Annotated in this window: 18 protein-coding genes; 5 read left to right on the top strand and 13 right to left on the bottom strand. The window is 63.6% G+C overall.

What is annotated here, in order from left to right; all coding sequences use genetic code 11:
- Window positions 1-41: 41 nt before the first annotated feature.
- Both AC1RR3_RS04085 and AC1RR3_RS04080 read right to left on the bottom strand, forming a co-directional pair.
- Window positions 42-260 carry a hypothetical protein gene (locus AC1RR3_RS04085; RefSeq protein ID WP_492819547.1) on the bottom strand — a complete coding sequence of 73 codons (219 nt, stop codon included), beginning with the start codon at window positions 258-260 and terminating at the stop codon, window positions 42-44.
- 121 nt (window positions 261-381) lie between these two features.
- The gene (locus AC1RR3_RS04080; protein ID WP_492819546.1) at window positions 382-1,827 is read right to left on the bottom strand and encodes a TAXI family TRAP transporter solute-binding subunit; all 1,446 of its coding nucleotides are present in this window, start codon (window positions 1,825-1,827) and stop codon (window positions 382-384) included.
- A 414-nt stretch (window positions 1,828-2,241) separates the two neighbouring features.
- Between AC1RR3_RS04080 and AC1RR3_RS04075 the strand changes: the two genes are divergently transcribed.
- Both AC1RR3_RS04075 and AC1RR3_RS04070 read left to right on the top strand, forming a co-directional pair.
- Window positions 2,242-2,589, top strand: coding sequence for a DUF3307 domain-containing protein (locus AC1RR3_RS04075; RefSeq protein WP_492819804.1), 348 nt, complete (start codon window positions 2,242-2,244; stop codon window positions 2,587-2,589).
- 352 nt (window positions 2,590-2,941) lie between these two features.
- Window positions 2,942-3,340, top strand: coding sequence for a hypothetical protein (locus AC1RR3_RS04070; protein WP_492819544.1), 399 nt, complete (start codon window positions 2,942-2,944; stop codon window positions 3,338-3,340).
- Here AC1RR3_RS04070 and AC1RR3_RS04065 read toward each other — a convergent pair.
- Window positions 3,337-3,660, bottom strand: coding sequence for a YkgJ family cysteine cluster protein (locus tag AC1RR3_RS04065; RefSeq protein ID WP_492819542.1), 324 nt, complete (start codon window positions 3,658-3,660; stop codon window positions 3,337-3,339). The two genes, AC1RR3_RS04070 and AC1RR3_RS04065, sit on opposite strands and share 4 nt — an antisense overlap.
- Window positions 3,661-3,687: 27 nt before the next feature.
- Window positions 3,688-4,386 carry a helix-turn-helix transcriptional regulator gene (locus AC1RR3_RS04060; RefSeq protein ID WP_092187331.1) on the bottom strand — a complete coding sequence of 233 codons (699 nt, stop codon included), beginning with the start codon at window positions 4,384-4,386 and terminating at the stop codon, window positions 3,688-3,690.
- Between the two features lie 124 nt (window positions 4,387-4,510).
- Between AC1RR3_RS04060 and AC1RR3_RS04055 the strand changes: the two genes are divergently transcribed.
- Complete coding sequence (locus tag AC1RR3_RS04055; protein WP_492819539.1) at window positions 4,511-4,774, top strand: hypothetical protein; 264 nt, start codon at window positions 4,511-4,513, stop codon at window positions 4,772-4,774.
- A gap of 35 nt (window positions 4,775-4,809) precedes the next feature.
- Window positions 4,810-5,538 carry a glutathione S-transferase family protein gene (locus AC1RR3_RS04050; protein ID WP_492819537.1) on the top strand — a complete coding sequence of 243 codons (729 nt, stop codon included), beginning with the start codon at window positions 4,810-4,812 and terminating at the stop codon, window positions 5,536-5,538.
- Between the two features lie 223 nt (window positions 5,539-5,761).
- Here the strand turns inward: AC1RR3_RS04050 and AC1RR3_RS04045 are convergent, their stop codons facing one another.
- From AC1RR3_RS04045 to AC1RR3_RS04005, 9 genes are all read right to left on the bottom strand, one after another.
- Complete coding sequence (locus tag AC1RR3_RS04045) at window positions 5,762-6,913, bottom strand: ABC transporter substrate-binding protein (protein ID WP_492819535.1); 1,152 nt, start codon at window positions 6,911-6,913, stop codon at window positions 5,762-5,764.
- Between the two features lie 94 nt (window positions 6,914-7,007).
- Entirely contained in the window at window positions 7,008-7,427 is a 420-nt protein-coding gene (locus AC1RR3_RS04040) for an acyl-CoA thioesterase (protein ID WP_492819533.1), read from the bottom strand.
- A gap of 13 nt (window positions 7,428-7,440) precedes the next feature.
- Window positions 7,441-8,202 carry an SDR family NAD(P)-dependent oxidoreductase gene (locus AC1RR3_RS04035; RefSeq protein WP_492819531.1) on the bottom strand — a complete coding sequence of 254 codons (762 nt, stop codon included), beginning with the start codon at window positions 8,200-8,202 and terminating at the stop codon, window positions 7,441-7,443.
- Window positions 8,203-8,227: 25 nt separating this feature from the next.
- The gene (locus AC1RR3_RS04030; protein ID WP_492819529.1) at window positions 8,228-10,111 is read right to left on the bottom strand and encodes a feruloyl-CoA synthase; all 1,884 of its coding nucleotides are present in this window, start codon (window positions 10,109-10,111) and stop codon (window positions 8,228-8,230) included.
- Complete coding sequence (locus AC1RR3_RS04025) at window positions 10,108-10,917, bottom strand: crotonase/enoyl-CoA hydratase family protein (RefSeq protein ID WP_492819527.1); 810 nt, start codon at window positions 10,915-10,917, stop codon at window positions 10,108-10,110. Before AC1RR3_RS04025 ends, AC1RR3_RS04030 begins: the two co-directional genes overlap by 4 nt.
- Before the next feature lie 251 nt (window positions 10,918-11,168).
- On the bottom strand, window positions 11,169-11,627 hold the full coding sequence (locus AC1RR3_RS04020) for a DUF3237 domain-containing protein (protein ID WP_492819525.1): 459 nt from the start codon (window positions 11,625-11,627) through the stop codon (window positions 11,169-11,171).
- 12 nt (window positions 11,628-11,639) lie between these two features.
- Window positions 11,640-12,959: a TRAP transporter large permease gene (locus tag AC1RR3_RS04015; protein ID WP_492819523.1), complete on the bottom strand. Its 1,320-nt coding sequence runs from the start codon at window positions 12,957-12,959 to the stop codon at window positions 11,640-11,642.
- Between the two features lie 2 nt (window positions 12,960-12,961).
- Entirely contained in the window at window positions 12,962-13,471 is a 510-nt protein-coding gene (locus AC1RR3_RS04010) for a TRAP transporter small permease (protein WP_492819521.1), read from the bottom strand.
- A 290-nt stretch (window positions 13,472-13,761) separates the two neighbouring features.
- Window positions 13,762-14,778 (bottom strand): TRAP transporter substrate-binding protein, encoded by a 1,017-nt coding sequence (locus tag AC1RR3_RS04005; protein ID WP_492819519.1) that lies wholly within the window; start codon window positions 14,776-14,778, stop codon window positions 13,762-13,764.
- 250 nt (window positions 14,779-15,028) lie between these two features.
- Here AC1RR3_RS04005 and pobA point away from each other — a divergent pair, with 250 nt between their 5' ends.
- Window positions 15,029-16,198 carry a 4-hydroxybenzoate 3-monooxygenase gene (gene pobA / locus AC1RR3_RS04000; protein WP_492819517.1) on the top strand — a complete coding sequence of 390 codons (1,170 nt, stop codon included), beginning with the start codon at window positions 15,029-15,031 and terminating at the stop codon, window positions 16,196-16,198.
- Window positions 16,199-16,384: the final 186 nt, after the last annotated feature.

The raw sequence follows: 16,384 nt of genomic DNA, 5'->3' as shown, positions 1-16,384 counted from the left end.
GCCTTCGGTGCGGGTGGCTAATTCTGCCCCGGGCTGAGCTGCTATTTGAAGTGGGGCGGCTCGTCGTAGCCCCGACGGCTGCTCAAAAACAGTAGCATCATCAAGCCGATGCCGACGACCACGGAGAACCCCGCCCCCAGCGCCAGCGCCACATAACCTTCTGTCGGGAGCGGGTCGTCCTCGATCGACATGGCCGAGTAGGCGAAGTAACCAACCGCAACCAGCATTCCCAGCAAGACGATGAGAAGGAGCATACGCATGGCGCGTCCTCCGGTTGAGCTGAGGAAACCAACGGTTGCTGACGGGAAACGGTTCCGCACGTCGGGGGCGCGATTCGCCTAAAAGGAGAGCGCGCCCAGTCCTGAGGCAGGGATCGATAGGTCAGGCACTCTGAGCTGTCTTCACCACCACGACGTTGCTTTCGTCGGGCGCGGGGAGCGCTGCCGGGGCGGCGGCCTTTTCAAGCTCGCCGGCGTGGCGCTTGAGATAGTCCCGACGCATGCCGATCTCGTCGCGGACGAATTCGTAGCCGAGCTTGAACGTGTCGAGCCCGTCGGTACTGATCGTGCCGTCCCTGAGGCCGATGACCGCGCCGCGCAAGATGCCCTCCAGCTCGTCCTGGAGACATTCGAGCTGATCCAGCGAGTGGGCGTGCTCGATGCGCTCGCCGATGTCGAGGATGGCGGTGGAGAGCTCGCTGGCCTTCTCCGGTGCAATCCGGGTGATCTTGGCGTAGATCGCGGCGAAGATCGAGCCGATGACGCTGAGCGCGGCGGCGCCCAGATACATCAGGTCGCTGTACTTATCCATGAACGACTTGGTGTCGTCGTTGATGTAGTCGGCGGCCCCCTGATGCGCCATCACGTAGGCGTCCTTCTCCACCGAGGCCGGCTCGATTCTGGTGGCGAAGCCGCTATCGAGCCCGAGCGCGGATTTGTTCTCGTAGACGATGCGCGCCAGCTCGCCCGCCGTGGTCGCCGACATCCTGGATTGCGCGACCAGCAGCCATTCGAGCCCGATCGTTTCGAGATCGTCGTCGGGAATTTCAGGTGAGGCCGACAGCGTGCCTGCCGTCAGCGTCTCGTCGGAAATGCCGGGGAATTTGCGCGCCAGCGCCTTGGTCTCGTCGATCGCGTTCAAGGTGAAGCCGCCGCGTTTGGCGACCTGCTCATAGGCCTTGTCGCGCACCGCCTTCGAGGCATGGACGATGGCGATCACCGCGCCAAAGCCGTTCGTCGGCGCGAACAGCTTGTCGAGCGTTGCGCCCTGCGGCGCCATCTGGATCTTCGCGGTATCAGGACCGTCGGGGATGTCGAGGATGCTGCGGACGAAGGCGAGCGAGGAATCGTTCTCGGCGAGGACGGCGACCTTCTTCTTCTTGAGTTCGGCGAGCGACTTGATCTTCTTGTTGCCGGGACCGAGCAGCAGCACGAGATCGTGCTCGAGGATCGCAAGCGTGCGCGCCCGCAGCGGCACCTTGGCGTCGGTGCGCAGCACGGCGAGATCGGCCTGCTTGCGGTCGAATTGGGCAAGCGCCTTGGCATTGTCAGGGTTGTTGACGATCTTGATCCGGAAGCGCGAGGCGTTGTTCTTCAGGACGGTGGCGAGCTTGGCCGCGAACAGCGCCTCGTCGCTGTTGGCGCCGCCGACGGCAAAGGTCAGCGTCTCGGAATTGTGCACCAGCGTACGTCCGGCCCAGACGGTGGCAAGCGACAACAGCAAGGTCAGCACGACGTACAGAAAGACCTGTTGCTGATTGGTCTTGATCACTTTTTGGCGCCGGGGCGGCGGCTCGATCGGCGATGCGGCAGGGCCTTCAGTACTCATGTCAGTACTCATGGCAGCACTCTGGCCTTATTCTTGGGTGCGGGCGGCTCGCGGATGTGATCGCGGCAAGCGCCCTGCAATTCCTAAACGTCTGAAAAAAGAACGATATTCTCTGTCGTCAATGATAGCGCGAAGGTCACGGAATGCAAATTTCGAGCCGAGGGTAACCTTACTCAACGCGACCGCGGCGATTGGTCATCCTATCACCAGTTAGCCACAGTTGGCGATTTTCCGGTTCCCCCCGGCTGCATTCCGCCGCGGGAGATGTCATAAATCAGAAGCCCGGCGATTTGACCGGTCCAAGAAGAAGTTGCGCTGAACGCTCCAGTTTTTCTTGTCATGTCAATGAGGGCGTCAGCTTTGTCGTTTCCACCCATGTCATCGGCGGTTCCGGTCGAAGCGCTTATTGGCTGGATGTTGTTGCTTACGTTCAAGCACATCATCGCTGATTTCGTTCTCCAGACCGCCTGGATGGCGCATGGCAAGGACCAGAAGCACGGCTGGGCCCTGCCGCTCCTGGTGCATTGCCTGGTTCACCTTGCGGTTGCGCTGCCGCTGATCCTGATTGTCGCGCCCAAATTCTGGTTCGTGGCGCTGATCGATTTCATGATCCACATCACGGTCGACCGCGCCAAGGGGCTCGTCTCGGCCAATCTCGGCGTCAACCAGGAGCACCCCTGGTTCTGGACCCTGATCGGTGTCGACCAGGCCCTGCATCATCTCACCGGCTTCGGCCTCTCCATCTTCATGGCGGCGAACTAGGGCTGGCGATTGCTTCCCTGGCCCGGATGGAGCGCAGCGCAATCCGGGATTCGCTCCACGCGGGCGGCCGAGCGATGCGGTCGGTCCGGCCCCCCGGATGACGCTTGCGCTCCATCAGGGCTATGCTGTCGGGCCTGCATGGTTCGAGACGGCGCTTCGCGCCTCCTGAGCCAGGCCTCATCCTGAGGGCCCGCCGAAGGCGGGCGCCGCGAAGGCTGGCCACCGCGAAATCCCCTCCCGGCCCCTCCGATTCGCGGAATCCGTGCGACTACCCCCGGTGACTACCGGACACCGTGGTTAACCTTTCGTTAGAGAATTGCGCTGCATCTTCCCCGCACGAGGGAGAACTACAATGTTTTCAAGCCGCGACGCCTTTGAAAGCGATTTCTGCCCGGTCCGCGACGAGCTCCTTGGCGAGATGTATCGCGCCAGCGAGAGTGGCCTGCCGAGGCTGGTTGAGAGTGTTTCCCCTGACGTCCGCGCAATGCTGGCGTTGTTCTGCTATCGCCGCAGCCATCTGCATTCGCTGGCAGTCGCGATCGCAGGCAGCTGCAACGAACGTGATTTGATCGAGAGCGGGGGCCGTGTCGGCTCGACGCTCTACGCGCTGTCGCGCGAAGGCGCGGCCAAATCGTCGCCGTCGCTGTCGGGGGGCCGCAAGCCGATTACGCTGTCGACCAAGCCGCTCTCGGTGCTCGCACCGCTTGACGACGAGCTCGACGACGAGATCAGCGAAGCCGTTCCAGCCTAAACGGCCTCTATAATCGGCAGCCCAAACTTCCGCCGCGCCATCGCGCATTCGGCGTCGCCCGGCATGCAGGTGCGGCACACCTCCGGCCGCACGTCATAGATGCCGCAGGCGGTCTCTTTCCCGATCTCTCCACGCAACGCCGAACAGCGATCGCCTTCGCAGCGCATGCCGGATTGGCGCGCGTTGACGAGCGCTTCCGGGATCGCCGCAAGCTCCTCGTCGCTCTCGATCGAGAAGCGCGGCCAGTTCTCCGAATAGCCGCAGCAGGCACCGCAGCTTTGGCAAAGGCTCGACAGGTCGATGGGGGAGGTCTCGTCCATCGTCGTCACGTATCCTTCACGTATCCGTCACGTATCCTTGGGCGGGCCCCAGACCAGGCTCTGCCGCCATCGTGCGCGCAGCACGTCGCGCCTTTCAGGGTATTTCTCGTCGAGATAGGTCGCGTCCACCACGCGGTCAGTGCGGAAGCTGCGGAAGTCGCTGCGCAGCTCGCACCAGGCCGCGAGCAGGCGCACGGCTTCGAGATAGCCGACCGAGATCGGCCAGATCATGCGCTCGCTGGGGCGACCCTGCTCGTCGCGATAGCGTAGCATGATCTTCTTGCCTTCGTGGATCTGGGTACGCGTGCGCGCCATGTCGAGGCGGTCGGGCTCCCTGTTCCAGCTTGGCCGGGCACGGCTCGCGGGCTCCAGCACGAAGGGCCGCAGGCGTTCAGGCACCGTGTCGGCGATCTTGGCCATCAGATCTTCGGCGGCGCGCGCCAGCGTGGAGTCGGCATGGCCCGCGACCCATTGCGCGCCCAGCACCGCCGCCTCGATCTCGTCGGGTGTCAGCATTAGGGGCGGCAGGTCAAAACCCTTTTCCAGGATGTAGCCCATGCCGGCTTCGCCGCGGATCGGCACGCGCTGGCCGATCAGCGTTGCGATGTCGCGATAGATGGTGCGCTTCGAGGTCTCGAGCTCGGCCGCGATGGCGTCCGCCGTCAACGGCTTCCGCGTGCGCCGGAGCACCTGGATGATCTGAAACAGCCGGTCGGCGCGTCTCATGACAATTCTCTTTCCAAATTCCTGACCGCAGCCCGCTCAAGATCCGGCGCGTCGATGCTGACAGGATGTTGGCAGCAGGGGGGTTCTATACCGGGACAACACTTCGACTGAAGAGGATTTGTCCATGATCATCCCGACCCATTTCGGCCCGGCCGGTCCGCTGTGGCGGGCGCAGGCCACGCTGCACGCTTTGGCCTTCAGCCGCCTGATGTTTTTCGATTCCACTGCCGTCGATCTCCGCGTTGCGCTCGCGACCATGGTGACACGCTCGCTGATCCAGACCGCGGACGCGCTGGTCCGCCACATCATGGGCCGCGCCTGGCGAGGGGCCCGTTTCGCAGAAGATATCACGGCTGCTGCCACCATGGTGGCAGCAGCCCGTCGTTAGGTTCCGTCAACTTTCGCAGGTTCAGGAGAGCTCGCATGATCACGCTTTACGGCTTTGGCACCGGCTTCGGCCTGCCGGAAATCAGCCCCTTCGTCACCAAGACGGAGGTGCAGCTCAAGATGGCAGGATTGCCCTACCGGAAGGAGCGCGCGATGCCGCCGGCGTCGCCCAAGGGACAGCTGCCGTTCATCGACGATGGCGGCGAGGCGGTGGCCGATTCCACCTTCATCCGCGCCCATATCGAGCGCCGCTATGGCTTCGATTTCGACGCCGGCCTGTCATTGCAGGAGCGGGCGCAGGCCTGGGCCTTCGAGCGCATGATCGAGCATCATGTCTATTGGGCGCTGGTCGGCGCGCGCTGGGTCGAGCCGGTCAACTTCGCCAAGGGGCCGTCGCATTTCTTCGACGGCGCGCCAGAGCACAATCGCGAGAAGCTGCGCGAAGATGCGCAATTCCGCGTCGCCGAGAACTATCTGCTCTCCGGTCTCGGCCGCCACGCGCCTGATGACGACGTTGATCTCGCCGTGCGCTCGCTGTTCGCGCTCTCGGTGCAGCTTGGCGACAAGACGTATCTGATGGGCAACAAGCCCTGCGGCGTCGATGCCACGGCCTTCGGTGCGCTCGCCGGGATCCTGACGCCGTTCTTCGAATCCGGATTGCGGCAGCGGGCCGAGGGATTTGGCAATCTCACGGCGTATGTCGACCGCATGATGGACAATTACTATCCGGAGTTCGCCTGGACTCCGCTGCGGCAGGCGGCGTAGCGCCGGGCAACCGCGGGCTCGGTGTAACCTCTCCCGCTTGCGGGAGAGGTCGGCGCGAAGCGCCGGGTGAGGGTTTTCTCCTCTGGGGCGCCTTCTCGACAATGCGGAAGTCTATCCCACTGCGGAGATACCCTCTCCCCAACCCTCTCCCGCAAGCGGGAGAGGGAGCGCAGCGACACCAGAGCCGCAATCGGCTCTCATCGTCTCAGAACTGTCGCCGCGTCTACCTTACCAGCGTGTACTTGCCGTCCTTCACGGTGAGCAGGATGCGCGAGCGCTCGTCGAGGCCGTAGCGGTCCTTTTCGGTGAAGTTGTAGACGCCCTGGCTCGCGGCAAGCTCCTTCTCCGACAGCAGCGCCTGGCGGATCGCTTCGCGGAATTCCGGCGTACCGGGTTTTGCGGTTTTCAGCGCCGCCGGAATGATGCGCTTCAGGATCTCGAACGCATCGTAGGAATGGCCGGCGAACTGGCTGCGGCTGTTCGGGCCGTATTTGGCTTCATAGGCCGAGTTCAGTGCGAGGCCCGGCTTCTTGGTGGCGGCTTCGTCCGGCTGGTCCTCGGGGTCCATCACCGGGCCCGACGCCATCAGCACGCCTTCCGCCGCTTTGCCGGCGATGCGGATGAAGTCCATGCTGGCCGCGCCATGGGTCTGGTAGATCAGGCCCTGGTAGCCGCGCTCGCGCAGCTCGGTCTGCGGCAGCGCGGCCGCGGTGCCGGAGGCGCCGACCAGGATCGCATCGGGATTGGCGGCGACGAGCTTCAGCACCTGTCCGGTCACCGACGTGTCGGGACGGGCGAAGCGCTCCTCATCGGCGATGGTCATGCCCATCGGCACGCCCTGGGCCTTCAAATCGTTGAACCAGAGGTCGCCATAGGAGTCGGAATAGCCGATATAGCCGACGGTCTTCACGCCTTTCGACTTCATGTGATCGTACAGCACCTTGCCCACGATCGGGATCGGCTGCGGCATCGCCACCGACCACTTCATGCGTTCCGGCGTGATCGGGAACGGCGCGAGGCCGAAATGCGGAATGCCGGCTTCGTTGGCGACGTTCGAGACCGCGATGGTCGGCGGCGTCAGCGCCGAGCCCATGATGATGTCGGCCTTCGACTCCGTCACGAAGCGGCGGGCGTTGGTGGTCGCGGTGGTGGGATCGCCGCCGTCGTCGAGCACGATCACCTTCAGCGGCACGCCGCCGATCTCCTTTGGCACGAACTCCAGCGCGTTACGCTCGGGAATGCCGAGCGCGGCACCGGGGCCGGTCGTGGTGGTGGTGATGCCGATGGTGATTTCGGCGGTCTGGGCCAGTGCGGGCAGCGCCGGCAAAGCAAGCGTCGCCGCGGCAATGGCGGCGGTCAGGTAAAAGCGTTTCATCAATTATTCCTCCCTTGACGTGTTTTCTTTGAAAGCAGAAATCGGACGTGAATTCAGCCCCGTCTTTTGGCGATGCGGCGATTTAGCTACAGGCCTAGCTCCCCGTGAATTTGGCGACCATTTCCGCCGGAAACGGTGCCGATTTCAGCTTGTCGGGGTTGTCAGGGTCGCGGCCGACCAGGACGCGGGTCTCAAAACCTTCGATTGCCAGCGCCTCGCCCTTGTAGACGTTGTGCTTCACCTCGAAGCTCGAGCGCTTGATGCTCTCGATCCTGGTTTCGATGGTGATCCAGTCGCCATAGGTCGAGGGGATGTAGAACCTGGACCGCGTATCGACCATGGGGATGCCCACCAAGCCGTATTTGCGGACCAAATCCTGTTTGGAGAAGCCGGCGACCTCGAACAGGGTCGAGGTCGAATCGTCGAACATCGCGAAATAGCGCGGGTAATAGACGATGTTGGCGGGGTCGCAATCACCCCACTGGATCTGGACGTCGCGCCGGTTCACGAACATGCGCTGTGTGTCCTTACTTCGGCGCCATGCGCAGCGAGCCGTCGAGGCGCACCACTTCGCCGTTGAGATAGGAATTCTCGACCATGTGCAGCGCGAGCGCGGCGAATTCGTCGGCGTTTCCGAGCCGGCGCGGGAAGGGGATCGCGGCTGCGAGCGAGTCCTGGGCTTCCTGCGGCAGGTTGGCGAGCAGCGGGGTGAGGAACAGGCCGGGCGCAATCGTCAGCACGCGGACGCCGAACTGCGCCAGCTCGCGCGCGATCGGCAGTGTCATGCCGACGATGCCGCCCTTGGAGGCCGAATAGGCCGACTGGCCGATCTGGCCGTCATAGGCGGCAACCGAGGCGGTGTTGATGATGACACCGCGCTCGCCGGTCGCCTGCGGCTCGAGCTTGGACATCTCGGTCGCGGCGAGGCGCAGCATGTTGAAGGTGCCGATCAGATTGACCTTGATCACCTTGTCGAAATCGGCGAGCGCCATCGGGCCGTCGCGGCCGACGACGCGCTTGGCAACGCCGATGCCGGCGCAATTGACCAGCACGCGCGCGGGGCCATGGGCCTTGGTCGCCTGCGCGATCGCAGCTTCAGCGGAAGCGGCATCGGACACGTCGCAGGTCACGGCCACGCCCTTGATCTCGGCGGCAACGGTTTCAGCGAGCTTGGCATTGAGATCGCACACCGCGACCCTGGCGCCCTGTGCCGCCAGTTTTCGCGCGGTCGCCGCGCCAAGTCCCGATGCGCCGCCGGTGACGATGGCTGCCTGATCTTTCAACAACATGGCGTTCTCCTGATGCGATGGTTTCTTAGCCGACCGATATCACACGGTCCGATGGATTGGCAGCGTAGAGCTCCTCGATCAGCGCGCTGCGATGCTCCAGCACCGCGCGCTGGTTGATCGAGCCCTTGTCGGTGACCTCGCCCTTGTCGATCGAGAGCGGCGCATCCATCAGGATCGCGCGCGTGATCCGCGTCGAGGATCCGGTGGCCGAACCGAGGAAGTGCGTCAGGCGTTCACGAAACGCTTCGCGCACCAGCCGGTCGCGCGCGGTGACGGTGAGATTATCGGCCGGCAGCGTGGGATTGATCAGGCGGCAACCGTCGAGATCGAGCAGCACCAGCGCGGAGATTTCGTCGCGATTGATGCCGGCGATGACGACGTCGCGCACCAGCGGTGCGCAGGCCGCGACGAAGCGCGCGCGCAGGGGACCCACGCTGACCCAGGTGCCGCTGCCAAGCTTGAAATCCTCACCGATGCGGCCGTCGAAATCGAAGCCGGCGTTGAGATCATGGGGATCCGCAGGCTTGAGCGCATCGCCGAGCTTGTAAAATCCTTCCTCGTCGAAGGATTTTGCTGACATCTCGGGCTGGCGCCAGTAGCCGGGCATCACGTTCGGGCCCTTGGCGCGCACTTCCAGCTTGCCGTTGTTCGGCACCAGCTTGGCGTCATTGCCGGAAACCGGAAGCCCGACATGGCCGGAGCGGCTGGTGCGCGGATTGACCGACATGAAGAACGGCGCGGTCTCGGTGGCCCCCAAGCCCGTGAGCATCGGAACGCGATAGCCCTTCTCCTTCACCGCGAGCTCGTCGAGGCTGTTCCAGACAAAGGGCGAGAGCGCCGCTCCGGAGAAGAACATCGCGTGCAGCTTGTCGAAGAACTTTGCGCGCAGGCCCTGGTCGTCGCGCAAATAGGGCAGCAGCGATTCATAGCCCTTGGGTACGTTGAAATAGACCGTCGGCGAAATCTCCTGGAGATTGCGCACAGTCTCCTCGATACCACCCGGCATCGGCTTGCCGGCGTCCAGATACATCGAGCCGCCATTATAGAGCGTCAGCCCGATATTGTGGTTGCCGCCAAAGGTGTGGTTCCAGGGCAGCCAGTCGATGATCACAGGCGGCTCGTCCTTGAGGAAGGCGAGCGTCTCGCGCAGCATCACCTGATTGGCGCAGATCATGCGCTGGGTGTTGATGACGGCCTTGGGATTGCCTGTCGAGCCCGACGTCAGCAGGAATTTTGCGATCGTGTCGGGGCCGATCTTGCCGTGCACCGCGTCGAGATCGTCGCGAACCGGCGTCGCCATGAGGTCGGCGAGCAGCGTGATGTCGCGTCCGGGCACGTGGCCATAGGACGCCGCGATCTCGGTGCCGAGCGAGACATTGGCGGCGAGCGCATCCGCAAATTTGTCGGCATCCTCGGCAAAGACGAGGCCGGGGGTCAGCAGCTTCATCAGATAAGAGAGCTTGCCGTAGTCCTTCGACACCAGCGAATAGGCCGGCGACACCGGACAGAACGGCACGCCGGCATAGAACGCGCCGAACGCGAGCAATGCGTGGTCGATCGAATTGCCGGAGAGGATCACGACCGGCCGCTCAGCCGACAGGCCGCGCGCAATCAAAGCGGAGGCAATATGCCGGCTCGCGGTGAGCAACTCGGCATAGGTGATCTTGCGCCAGCCACGGCCGCCTTCGCGCTCGGCCATGAAGACGCGATCCGCCGTCGTCGTTGCCCAGTGATGCAGACGGTCGGTGATGCGAACGGGATAGTCGCCGAGCGGCTGCTTCGGCCGCAGGTAAATCGTACCGTCGTCGCGACGATCGATGTCGATGACGGGATCGCCGAACGAAATGGGTCGCAGCGGGGAAGTGCTCGCGCCGCGCTCCATGCTGGAAGAGGACGGCTGCGCGCTCATGATTTCGGCTTTACCTTCGCGGTCTTGTGCTCGAGGAACTCCCTGATGCGGCGTTTTGCTTCCTTGTCGCTCTGCGCAACGGTTGCCATCAGCGATTCCATCAGCAGGCCAGTCTGCGGATTGGCCTCCGCGATCATCGGCAGTGCCTGGAGCACGGCAAAATTCGTCAGCGGTGCGTTGGAGGCGATCTTGGTCGCAAGCTCCAGCGCCTTGCCGAGCCCGTTGTTGGTCTCGGTCAGATATTGCGCGAAGCCGTAGGAGGCGCCTTCGGTCGCGGTATAGACGCGGCCGGTCAGCATCATGTCCATCATCCTGGCAACGCCGATCAGGCGCGGCAGCCGCACCGAGCCGCCGCCACCGACGAAGATGCCGCGCTGCCCCTCCGGCAGCGCGAAATAGGTCGAGGGCTCGGCGACGCGGATATGCGCGGCGCAGGCAAGCTCGAGCCCGCCGCCGATCACGGCGCCCCTCAGCGCGGCGATCACGGGCACGTGGCTGTACTGGATGCGGTCGAACACCCGGTGCCACATCTGGGAATGGAGCAGGCCGCCGGTGGCGTCGTGATCCTGCAGTTCGGAGAGGTCGAGGCCGCTGGAGAAGTGGTCGCCGACGCCATGGATGACGACCGCGCCGATATCCTCGGGCAGGGACGCAAAACACTCACCGATCTCAAGGATGATGCCGTCATTGAGCGCATTGCGCTTGGCCGGCCGGTTCAGACCCACGGTCAGAACCCGGTCCGCCCTCTCGATCCGGAGCAGCCCGGAGGCACCCGCGTCAGCGGTTTCGGCGTTTCCCTGTGTCATTTGCGTCCTTATCAGAATAGTTATGTTGTATAACGAATTCTGGGGGAGTCAAGAAGGGGGATGATATCACCGGGGCGAGGATTGGGCTGCTTGGCGTCCGATTCGGTGGCCAGGGGCTTTGGGGGCGTTTTGATACGCTGTCGTTGCCACACCCTCCGTCATTGCGAGCGCAGCGAAGCAATCCAGAATCTTTCCGTGGAGGGACTCTGGATTGCTTCGCTGCGCTCGCAATGACGCGGTGAGAGGCTTTGTCACACCACCGGATGCACGTCGATCACGACGCGATCCGCATGTCGCGCGGCGGAGCCAACAAAGATGTGCTGCATCAGCCAGCGATACTTCTCATGCCCGGTCTCGAACCGCGGCACGGTGCGGAAGTAGATCAGCTTGGGATCGACAGGCTCGCCGCGCTTGAGCTTTTGCAGCAGCTCGACCGGGCCGAAGCGCATGCCCTTGTTCTCGACATAGACGGTGGCGCCGTCGTCGGTCTCGAAGGCGTATTTGGCTTCGAGATCGATCAGCTCGTTGGGCCGGATGGTCTGGAAGTCGGCGCCGAACGGCAGCACCTTGCCTGATATCGCGCCCTTCACCTCGCCGCCGAGGATCGGGATGATGCGGCGAACGCCGATGCCGGTCTCACCGGCGGTGACGACGTCGCCGATCTTCGCGGTGATGGTGAAGACGTATCTGGTTTCGAGGATCGGTGTCATCGCTTCACCTCGTCAATGCGCCATCATCCGTGTCGGCAGCCAGGTCGCCAGCAGTGGGAAGGCGATCAAAATGACCAGGCGCACGAGATCCGTCGCGACGAACGGGATCACGCCCTTGAAGATCGTGGAGAAGGACACATCCTTGACCACGCTCTTGATGACAAAGACGTTCATGCCGACAGGCGGATGGATCAGGCCGAGCTCGACCGTCATCACGATGATGACGCCGAACCAGATCGGGTCGAAGCCGAGATGGATGATGACCGGGAAGATGATCGGCACGGTGAGGATGATCATCGCCATGGCGTCCATCAGGCAGCCGAGCACCAGATACATGACCATGATCAGCGCCAGCACGCCGTAGGGACCGAGGCCGAGGCCGGTGAGGAATTCCGTCACCTTCTGCGGCGTCTGCGTCACCGTGAGGAAATAGCCGAAGATCAGCGCGCCGATCAGCACGGTGAAGACGGCCGCCGCGGTGCGCGTCGCCTGCAGCAGCGAAGCCAAAATCTTCTCGCGGTCGAGCCGCCCGGTGACAACGCCGATGATGAAGGCACCGGCGGCGCCGACACCGCCGGCTTCGGTCGGTGTGAAGCGCGGCAGGAAGGGCAGGCCGTAGAGGCCGCCGATGACGAACACGAACAGCAGCACCGGCGCCCAGATATCCTTCAAGCCGGCAAAGCGCTCGCGCCACGGCAGCACCTTGCCCTTGGGCAGGAAGTCGGGCCGGAAATAGCCGATCAGGAAGATCGTGATCATGTACATCGTCATCGCCAAGAGGCCCGGGATGATGCCGGCGATGAAGAGTTTTCCGATGTCCTGCTCGGTGATGATGCCGTAGACCGCGAGCACCGTGGAGGGCGGCAGCATCGCGCCCAGCGTGCCGCCCGCCGCGATCACCCCGGTGGCAAAGGACTGCGGATAGCCGAACCGGCGCATCTCGGGATAGGCGACGGCGGAGAAGGTCGCTGCGGTCGCGACCGACGAGCCGCAGATCGCGGCAAAGCCGCCGCAGGCGCCGACGGTGGCGATGCCGAGCCCGCCGCGCAGATGCCCGACGAAGCCGTTGGCGGCGCGGAACAGCTCGCGGCTCATGCCGGAATTGCTGACGAAGGAGCCCATCAGCAGGAACATCGGGATGACGCCAAAGGTGTAGTCGGTGACCGTGCGCATCGAGGTCTGGCCGACCAGCTTCAGCGCCGGCGTAGCGCCGACCAGATAGGAGAAGCCGGAGACGCCGACGAGCCCCATGGCCATGCCGACGGGCACGCGCAGCAGCATCAACGCGAACAGGGAAACGAAGCCGAGGACGGCGACGGCATCGGTGCTCATGATTACTCCGTCGCCTTCAGCTTGGGGTCGTGCATCTCTTCAGGATGGAAGATCAGCCGGTAAGTGCGGATCGCGATCAGCAGCACCGCGGAGACGTCGCCGATCCAGGCGATCGCAAAGAACGGCCAGGTCGGCATGTGCATATCAAAAGTCTGGACGTTGTCGTTGTAGGTGCCACGCACCTTGTCGAACAGCGTCCAGGTCTGCACGGTGACGACGAACAGCAGCACCAGCGTTGCGAACACGTCGATCCAGCGCTGATAGCGCGGCCCGACATTGCCCCAGACCAGGTCAACGGTGATGTGGGTGCCGCGATAGGAGGTCGCGGCGATGCCCCAGAAAATCAGGATACCGAGCAGCATGCGACCGATGTCGAAACTATCGGGGATCGAATAGTTCAGCGTGTTGCGCAGCAGCACCGACAGGAAGATGTCGAGCGCGACGATGCCGACAAAGCCGGCCGCGATCCATTCGATCGTGTCGATGACGCGGTCCATCCAGGAGCGCTTCATGGGTGTGTCCTGCATGATGTCATTAATCGGTCCTGATCCCCGCTGCGCCCTTCGCCTCTCCCCGCCTGCGGGGAGAGGCCGGAATTCGCGCGCAAGCGCGGATTCCGGGTGAGGGGGACTCTCCGCGAGTCCAACTGCCACCGCCCCCGCGGAGACTCCCCCTCACCCCAACCCTCTCCCCGCAGGCGGGGAGAGGGGGAGGAAACGTCGTGCGCTCCTCACATCTCCAACCCGCTTGCAGAGCAACGGCGGCGAGATGCCCCTCGCCGCCGTGCTCCGTTCGACGCGAGCTACTCCGCCAGCGCGTTGTACTTCTTCAGCGACGCCTTCAGCTCGCTAAGCGCCGCATCCGGATCGGCACCGGCCTTCTTGGCGCCATCACCCCAGGTCTTGACCAGCGGCTCGGCCGCCTTCTTCCAGGCGGCGGTCTGGTCGGGCGTCAGCTTGTAGACCTCGTGGTCCGACTCGGCCTTCACCTTGTCGACGCCGGCATCCTCGAACTTGCCCCAGTATTCGCCGACCACGCCCGCCATCTCGACCGAGCAGTTCTTGTCGATCGCGGCCTTCTGCTTGTCGGACATCGCGTTGTATTTGTCCTTGTTGATCACGAACACGAAGGTCGTGGTGTAGAGCGGCGCCTCCATGTCGTACTTGGTCACCTTGTCGATGCCGAACAGCACGAGGGAGCCCCAGGGGAAGGTGACGCCGTCGGCGACGCCGCGCTCGATGATGTCGCGGACCTCAGGCGCGGAGGACTGCACGTTGGTGCCGCCGAGCGAGGTGACGAAATTCGCCATGGTGGCGTGGGCGGGGCGGATCTTCAGGCCCTTCACGTCCTCCGGCATCACGATCTTCTTGGTCTTGGAGTGGAAGGAGGAGGGCGAGTGAACGAAGGCGAGGCAGTATTTGACGTCCTTCATCTCCTTCTCGGCATATTTGCGATACCAGGCGTCCAGCCCCATCGAGCCGCCCTTGGCATCCGAGATCAGGAACGGCAATTCGCCGGCGCCGATGATCGGGAAACGGCCGGGCTGGTAGCCGGGATTGACATAGGTGACGTCGGCGATGCCGTCGCGGGCCATGTCGTAATGGTCGAACGCCTTGCCGAGCTGCTGGGCCGGAAACACCTTGCCCGTGATGGTGCCACCGGAATCCTTGTTCACCGCGGCGACCCAGTCCTCCAGTGATTTTTGCAGCGGATGCGACGCCGGCACCCAGTGCGAGACCTTCAGGTCGAAAGTCTTGTCCTGCGCCAACGCAGGCGTCACGCTTGCTGCGAGCAGCAAAGCCAGACAGGCTCTTCTCATCACGCGTCTCTCCCTCTTTTGACGGCGGGCTTCGTTGGCCCGGTCTCATTAATTAACATGTTATCTAATTGGCCGGCGCGTTCAAGCCGGAACTGGCGCGACATCTACGTCAGCGATGTTGCATGGATTTGTCGCGCTGCAGCGACGCGCACTCCCTTTTGCCAGACCGTTATATGGTATAATTATCCTGCGCGACTTCGGGCGACGAGCGAGCCGCGACCAAAGCCTACAGGATCGGGAGGAGCAAGTATTGCGGACAAAAGTCGCAATCATCGGGGCCGGGCCGGCCGGATTGTTGCTTGGGCAACTGCTGCATCAATACGGCATCGACAACATCATCCTGGAGCGGCAGAGCCCTGATTACGTGCTTGGGCGCATCCGCGCCGGCCTCCTGGAGGAAGGAACCGTCGCGCTGCTCGACCAGATCGGCGCGGGCGGACGGGCACATGCCGAAGGCCTCGTGCACGAGGGCATCGAGCTTGCCTTTTCCGGCCGCCGTCACCGCATCGACATGAAGGCCGCGACCGGCAAGACGGTCATGATCTACGGCCAGACCGAGGTCACGCTCGACCTGATGAATGCGCGGAAAGCCGCCGGCCTGACCACCGTCTACGAGGCCAGGGACGTGCAGCCGCATGATTTCGACGGCAGTCACCCGCGCGTAACCTATGCGAAAGACGGTGTCACCCACACGCTCGATTGCGACTTCATCGCCGGCTGCGACGGCTTTCACGGCGTCAGCCGCGCCAGCGTCCCGGCCTCGGCGATCGAGGAGTTCGAGCGGGTCTATCCGTTCGGCTGGCTCGGCATTCTCTCGGAGACGCCGCCGGTCAGCCACGAGCTGATCTATTCCAACCACGCCAGAGGCTTTGCGCTCTGCACCATGCGCTCGATGAAGCGCAGCCGGCACTACGTGCAGTGTTCGCTCGACGACCATGTCGACCAATGGCCGGACGATCGCTTCTGGGACGAGCTGAAAAGCCGGCTCGACCAGGAGGCGGCCGACAGCCTGATCACGGGTCCGTCGATCGAGAAGAGCATCGCCCCCTTGCGCAGCTTCGTCGCCGAGCCGATGCGCTTCGGCAAGCTGTTCCTGTGCGGCGATGCCGCCCACATCGTGCCGCCGACCGGCGCCAAGGGGCTGAACCTCGCCGCCAGCGACGCGCATTATCTGTCGAGCGCGCTGCGTGAATTTTACGACGAGAAATCCAGCGCCGGGATCGACGCCTATTCCGCCAGGGCGCTCGCCCGCGTCTGGAAAGCCGTGCGCTTCTCCTGGTGGATGACTTCGATGCTGCACAAATTCCCCGACACCGGCACCATCGGCGCGCGCATCCAGCTTGCCGAGCTCGACTACGTCACGCAGTCGCAAGCCGCGATGACGTCGCTGTCGGAGAATTACGTAGGGCTGCCGTTTTAGGCACCGACCCCTACGGCATCGCGCTCTCTCCACACGTCATTGCGAGCGCAGCGAAGCAATCCAGACTGTCTCGGCGGAGGCAGTCTGGATTGCTTCGTCGCTTCGCTCCTCGCAATGACGGCGGAGCCCGTTTCAAACGCCCGCGCAAATCTCGTTTAAAACTTTGTAGGCGGTGAAACCGTCGTC

The sequence above is a fragment of the Bradyrhizobium sp. GW821-FHT13H05 genome (assembly GCF_058804065.1).
The sequence above is the reverse complement of the archived record's forward strand: the minus strand, read 5'-3'. Positions and strand labels throughout refer to the sequence as shown.

Excerpts from the sequence above, each read along its gene's own strand:
- AC1RR3_RS04085 (WP_492819547.1), bottom strand. The coding sequence starts at position 260 with ATGCGTATGCTCCTTCTCATCGTCTTGCTGGGAATGCTGGTTGCGGTT.
- AC1RR3_RS04080 (WP_492819546.1), bottom strand. The coding sequence starts at position 1,827 with ATGAGTACTGAAGGCCCTGCCGCATCGCCGATCGAGCCGCCGCCCCGG.
- AC1RR3_RS04075 (WP_492819804.1), top strand. The coding sequence starts at position 2,242 with ATGTTGTTGCTTACGTTCAAGCACATCATCGCTGATTTCGTTCTCCAG.
- AC1RR3_RS04070 (WP_492819544.1), top strand. The coding sequence starts at position 2,942 with ATGTTTTCAAGCCGCGACGCCTTTGAAAGCGATTTCTGCCCGGTCCGC.
- AC1RR3_RS04065 (WP_492819542.1), bottom strand. The coding sequence starts at position 3,660 with ATGGACGAGACCTCCCCCATCGACCTGTCGAGCCTTTGCCAAAGCTGC.
- AC1RR3_RS04060 (WP_092187331.1), bottom strand. The coding sequence starts at position 4,386 with ATGAGACGCGCCGACCGGCTGTTTCAGATCATCCAGGTGCTCCGGCGC.
- AC1RR3_RS04055 (WP_492819539.1), top strand. The coding sequence starts at position 4,511 with ATGATCATCCCGACCCATTTCGGCCCGGCCGGTCCGCTGTGGCGGGCG.
- AC1RR3_RS04050 (WP_492819537.1), top strand. The coding sequence starts at position 4,810 with ATGATCACGCTTTACGGCTTTGGCACCGGCTTCGGCCTGCCGGAAATC.
- AC1RR3_RS04045 (WP_492819535.1), bottom strand. The coding sequence starts at position 6,913 with ATGAAACGCTTTTACCTGACCGCCGCCATTGCCGCGGCGACGCTTGCT.
- AC1RR3_RS04040 (WP_492819533.1), bottom strand. The coding sequence starts at position 7,427 with ATGTTCGTGAACCGGCGCGACGTCCAGATCCAGTGGGGTGATTGCGAC.
- AC1RR3_RS04035 (WP_492819531.1), bottom strand. The coding sequence starts at position 8,202 with ATGTTGTTGAAAGATCAGGCAGCCATCGTCACCGGCGGCGCATCGGGA.
- AC1RR3_RS04030 (WP_492819529.1), bottom strand. The coding sequence starts at position 10,111 with ATGAGCGCGCAGCCGTCCTCTTCCAGCATGGAGCGCGGCGCGAGCACT.
- AC1RR3_RS04025 (WP_492819527.1), bottom strand. The coding sequence starts at position 10,917 with ATGACACAGGGAAACGCCGAAACCGCTGACGCGGGTGCCTCCGGGCTG.
- AC1RR3_RS04020 (WP_492819525.1), bottom strand. The coding sequence starts at position 11,627 with ATGACACCGATCCTCGAAACCAGATACGTCTTCACCATCACCGCGAAG.
- AC1RR3_RS04015 (WP_492819523.1), bottom strand. The coding sequence starts at position 12,959 with ATGAGCACCGATGCCGTCGCCGTCCTCGGCTTCGTTTCCCTGTTCGCG.
- AC1RR3_RS04010 (WP_492819521.1), bottom strand. The coding sequence starts at position 13,471 with ATGAAGCGCTCCTGGATGGACCGCGTCATCGACACGATCGAATGGATC.
- AC1RR3_RS04005 (WP_492819519.1), bottom strand. The coding sequence starts at position 14,778 with ATGAGAAGAGCCTGTCTGGCTTTGCTGCTCGCAGCAAGCGTGACGCCT.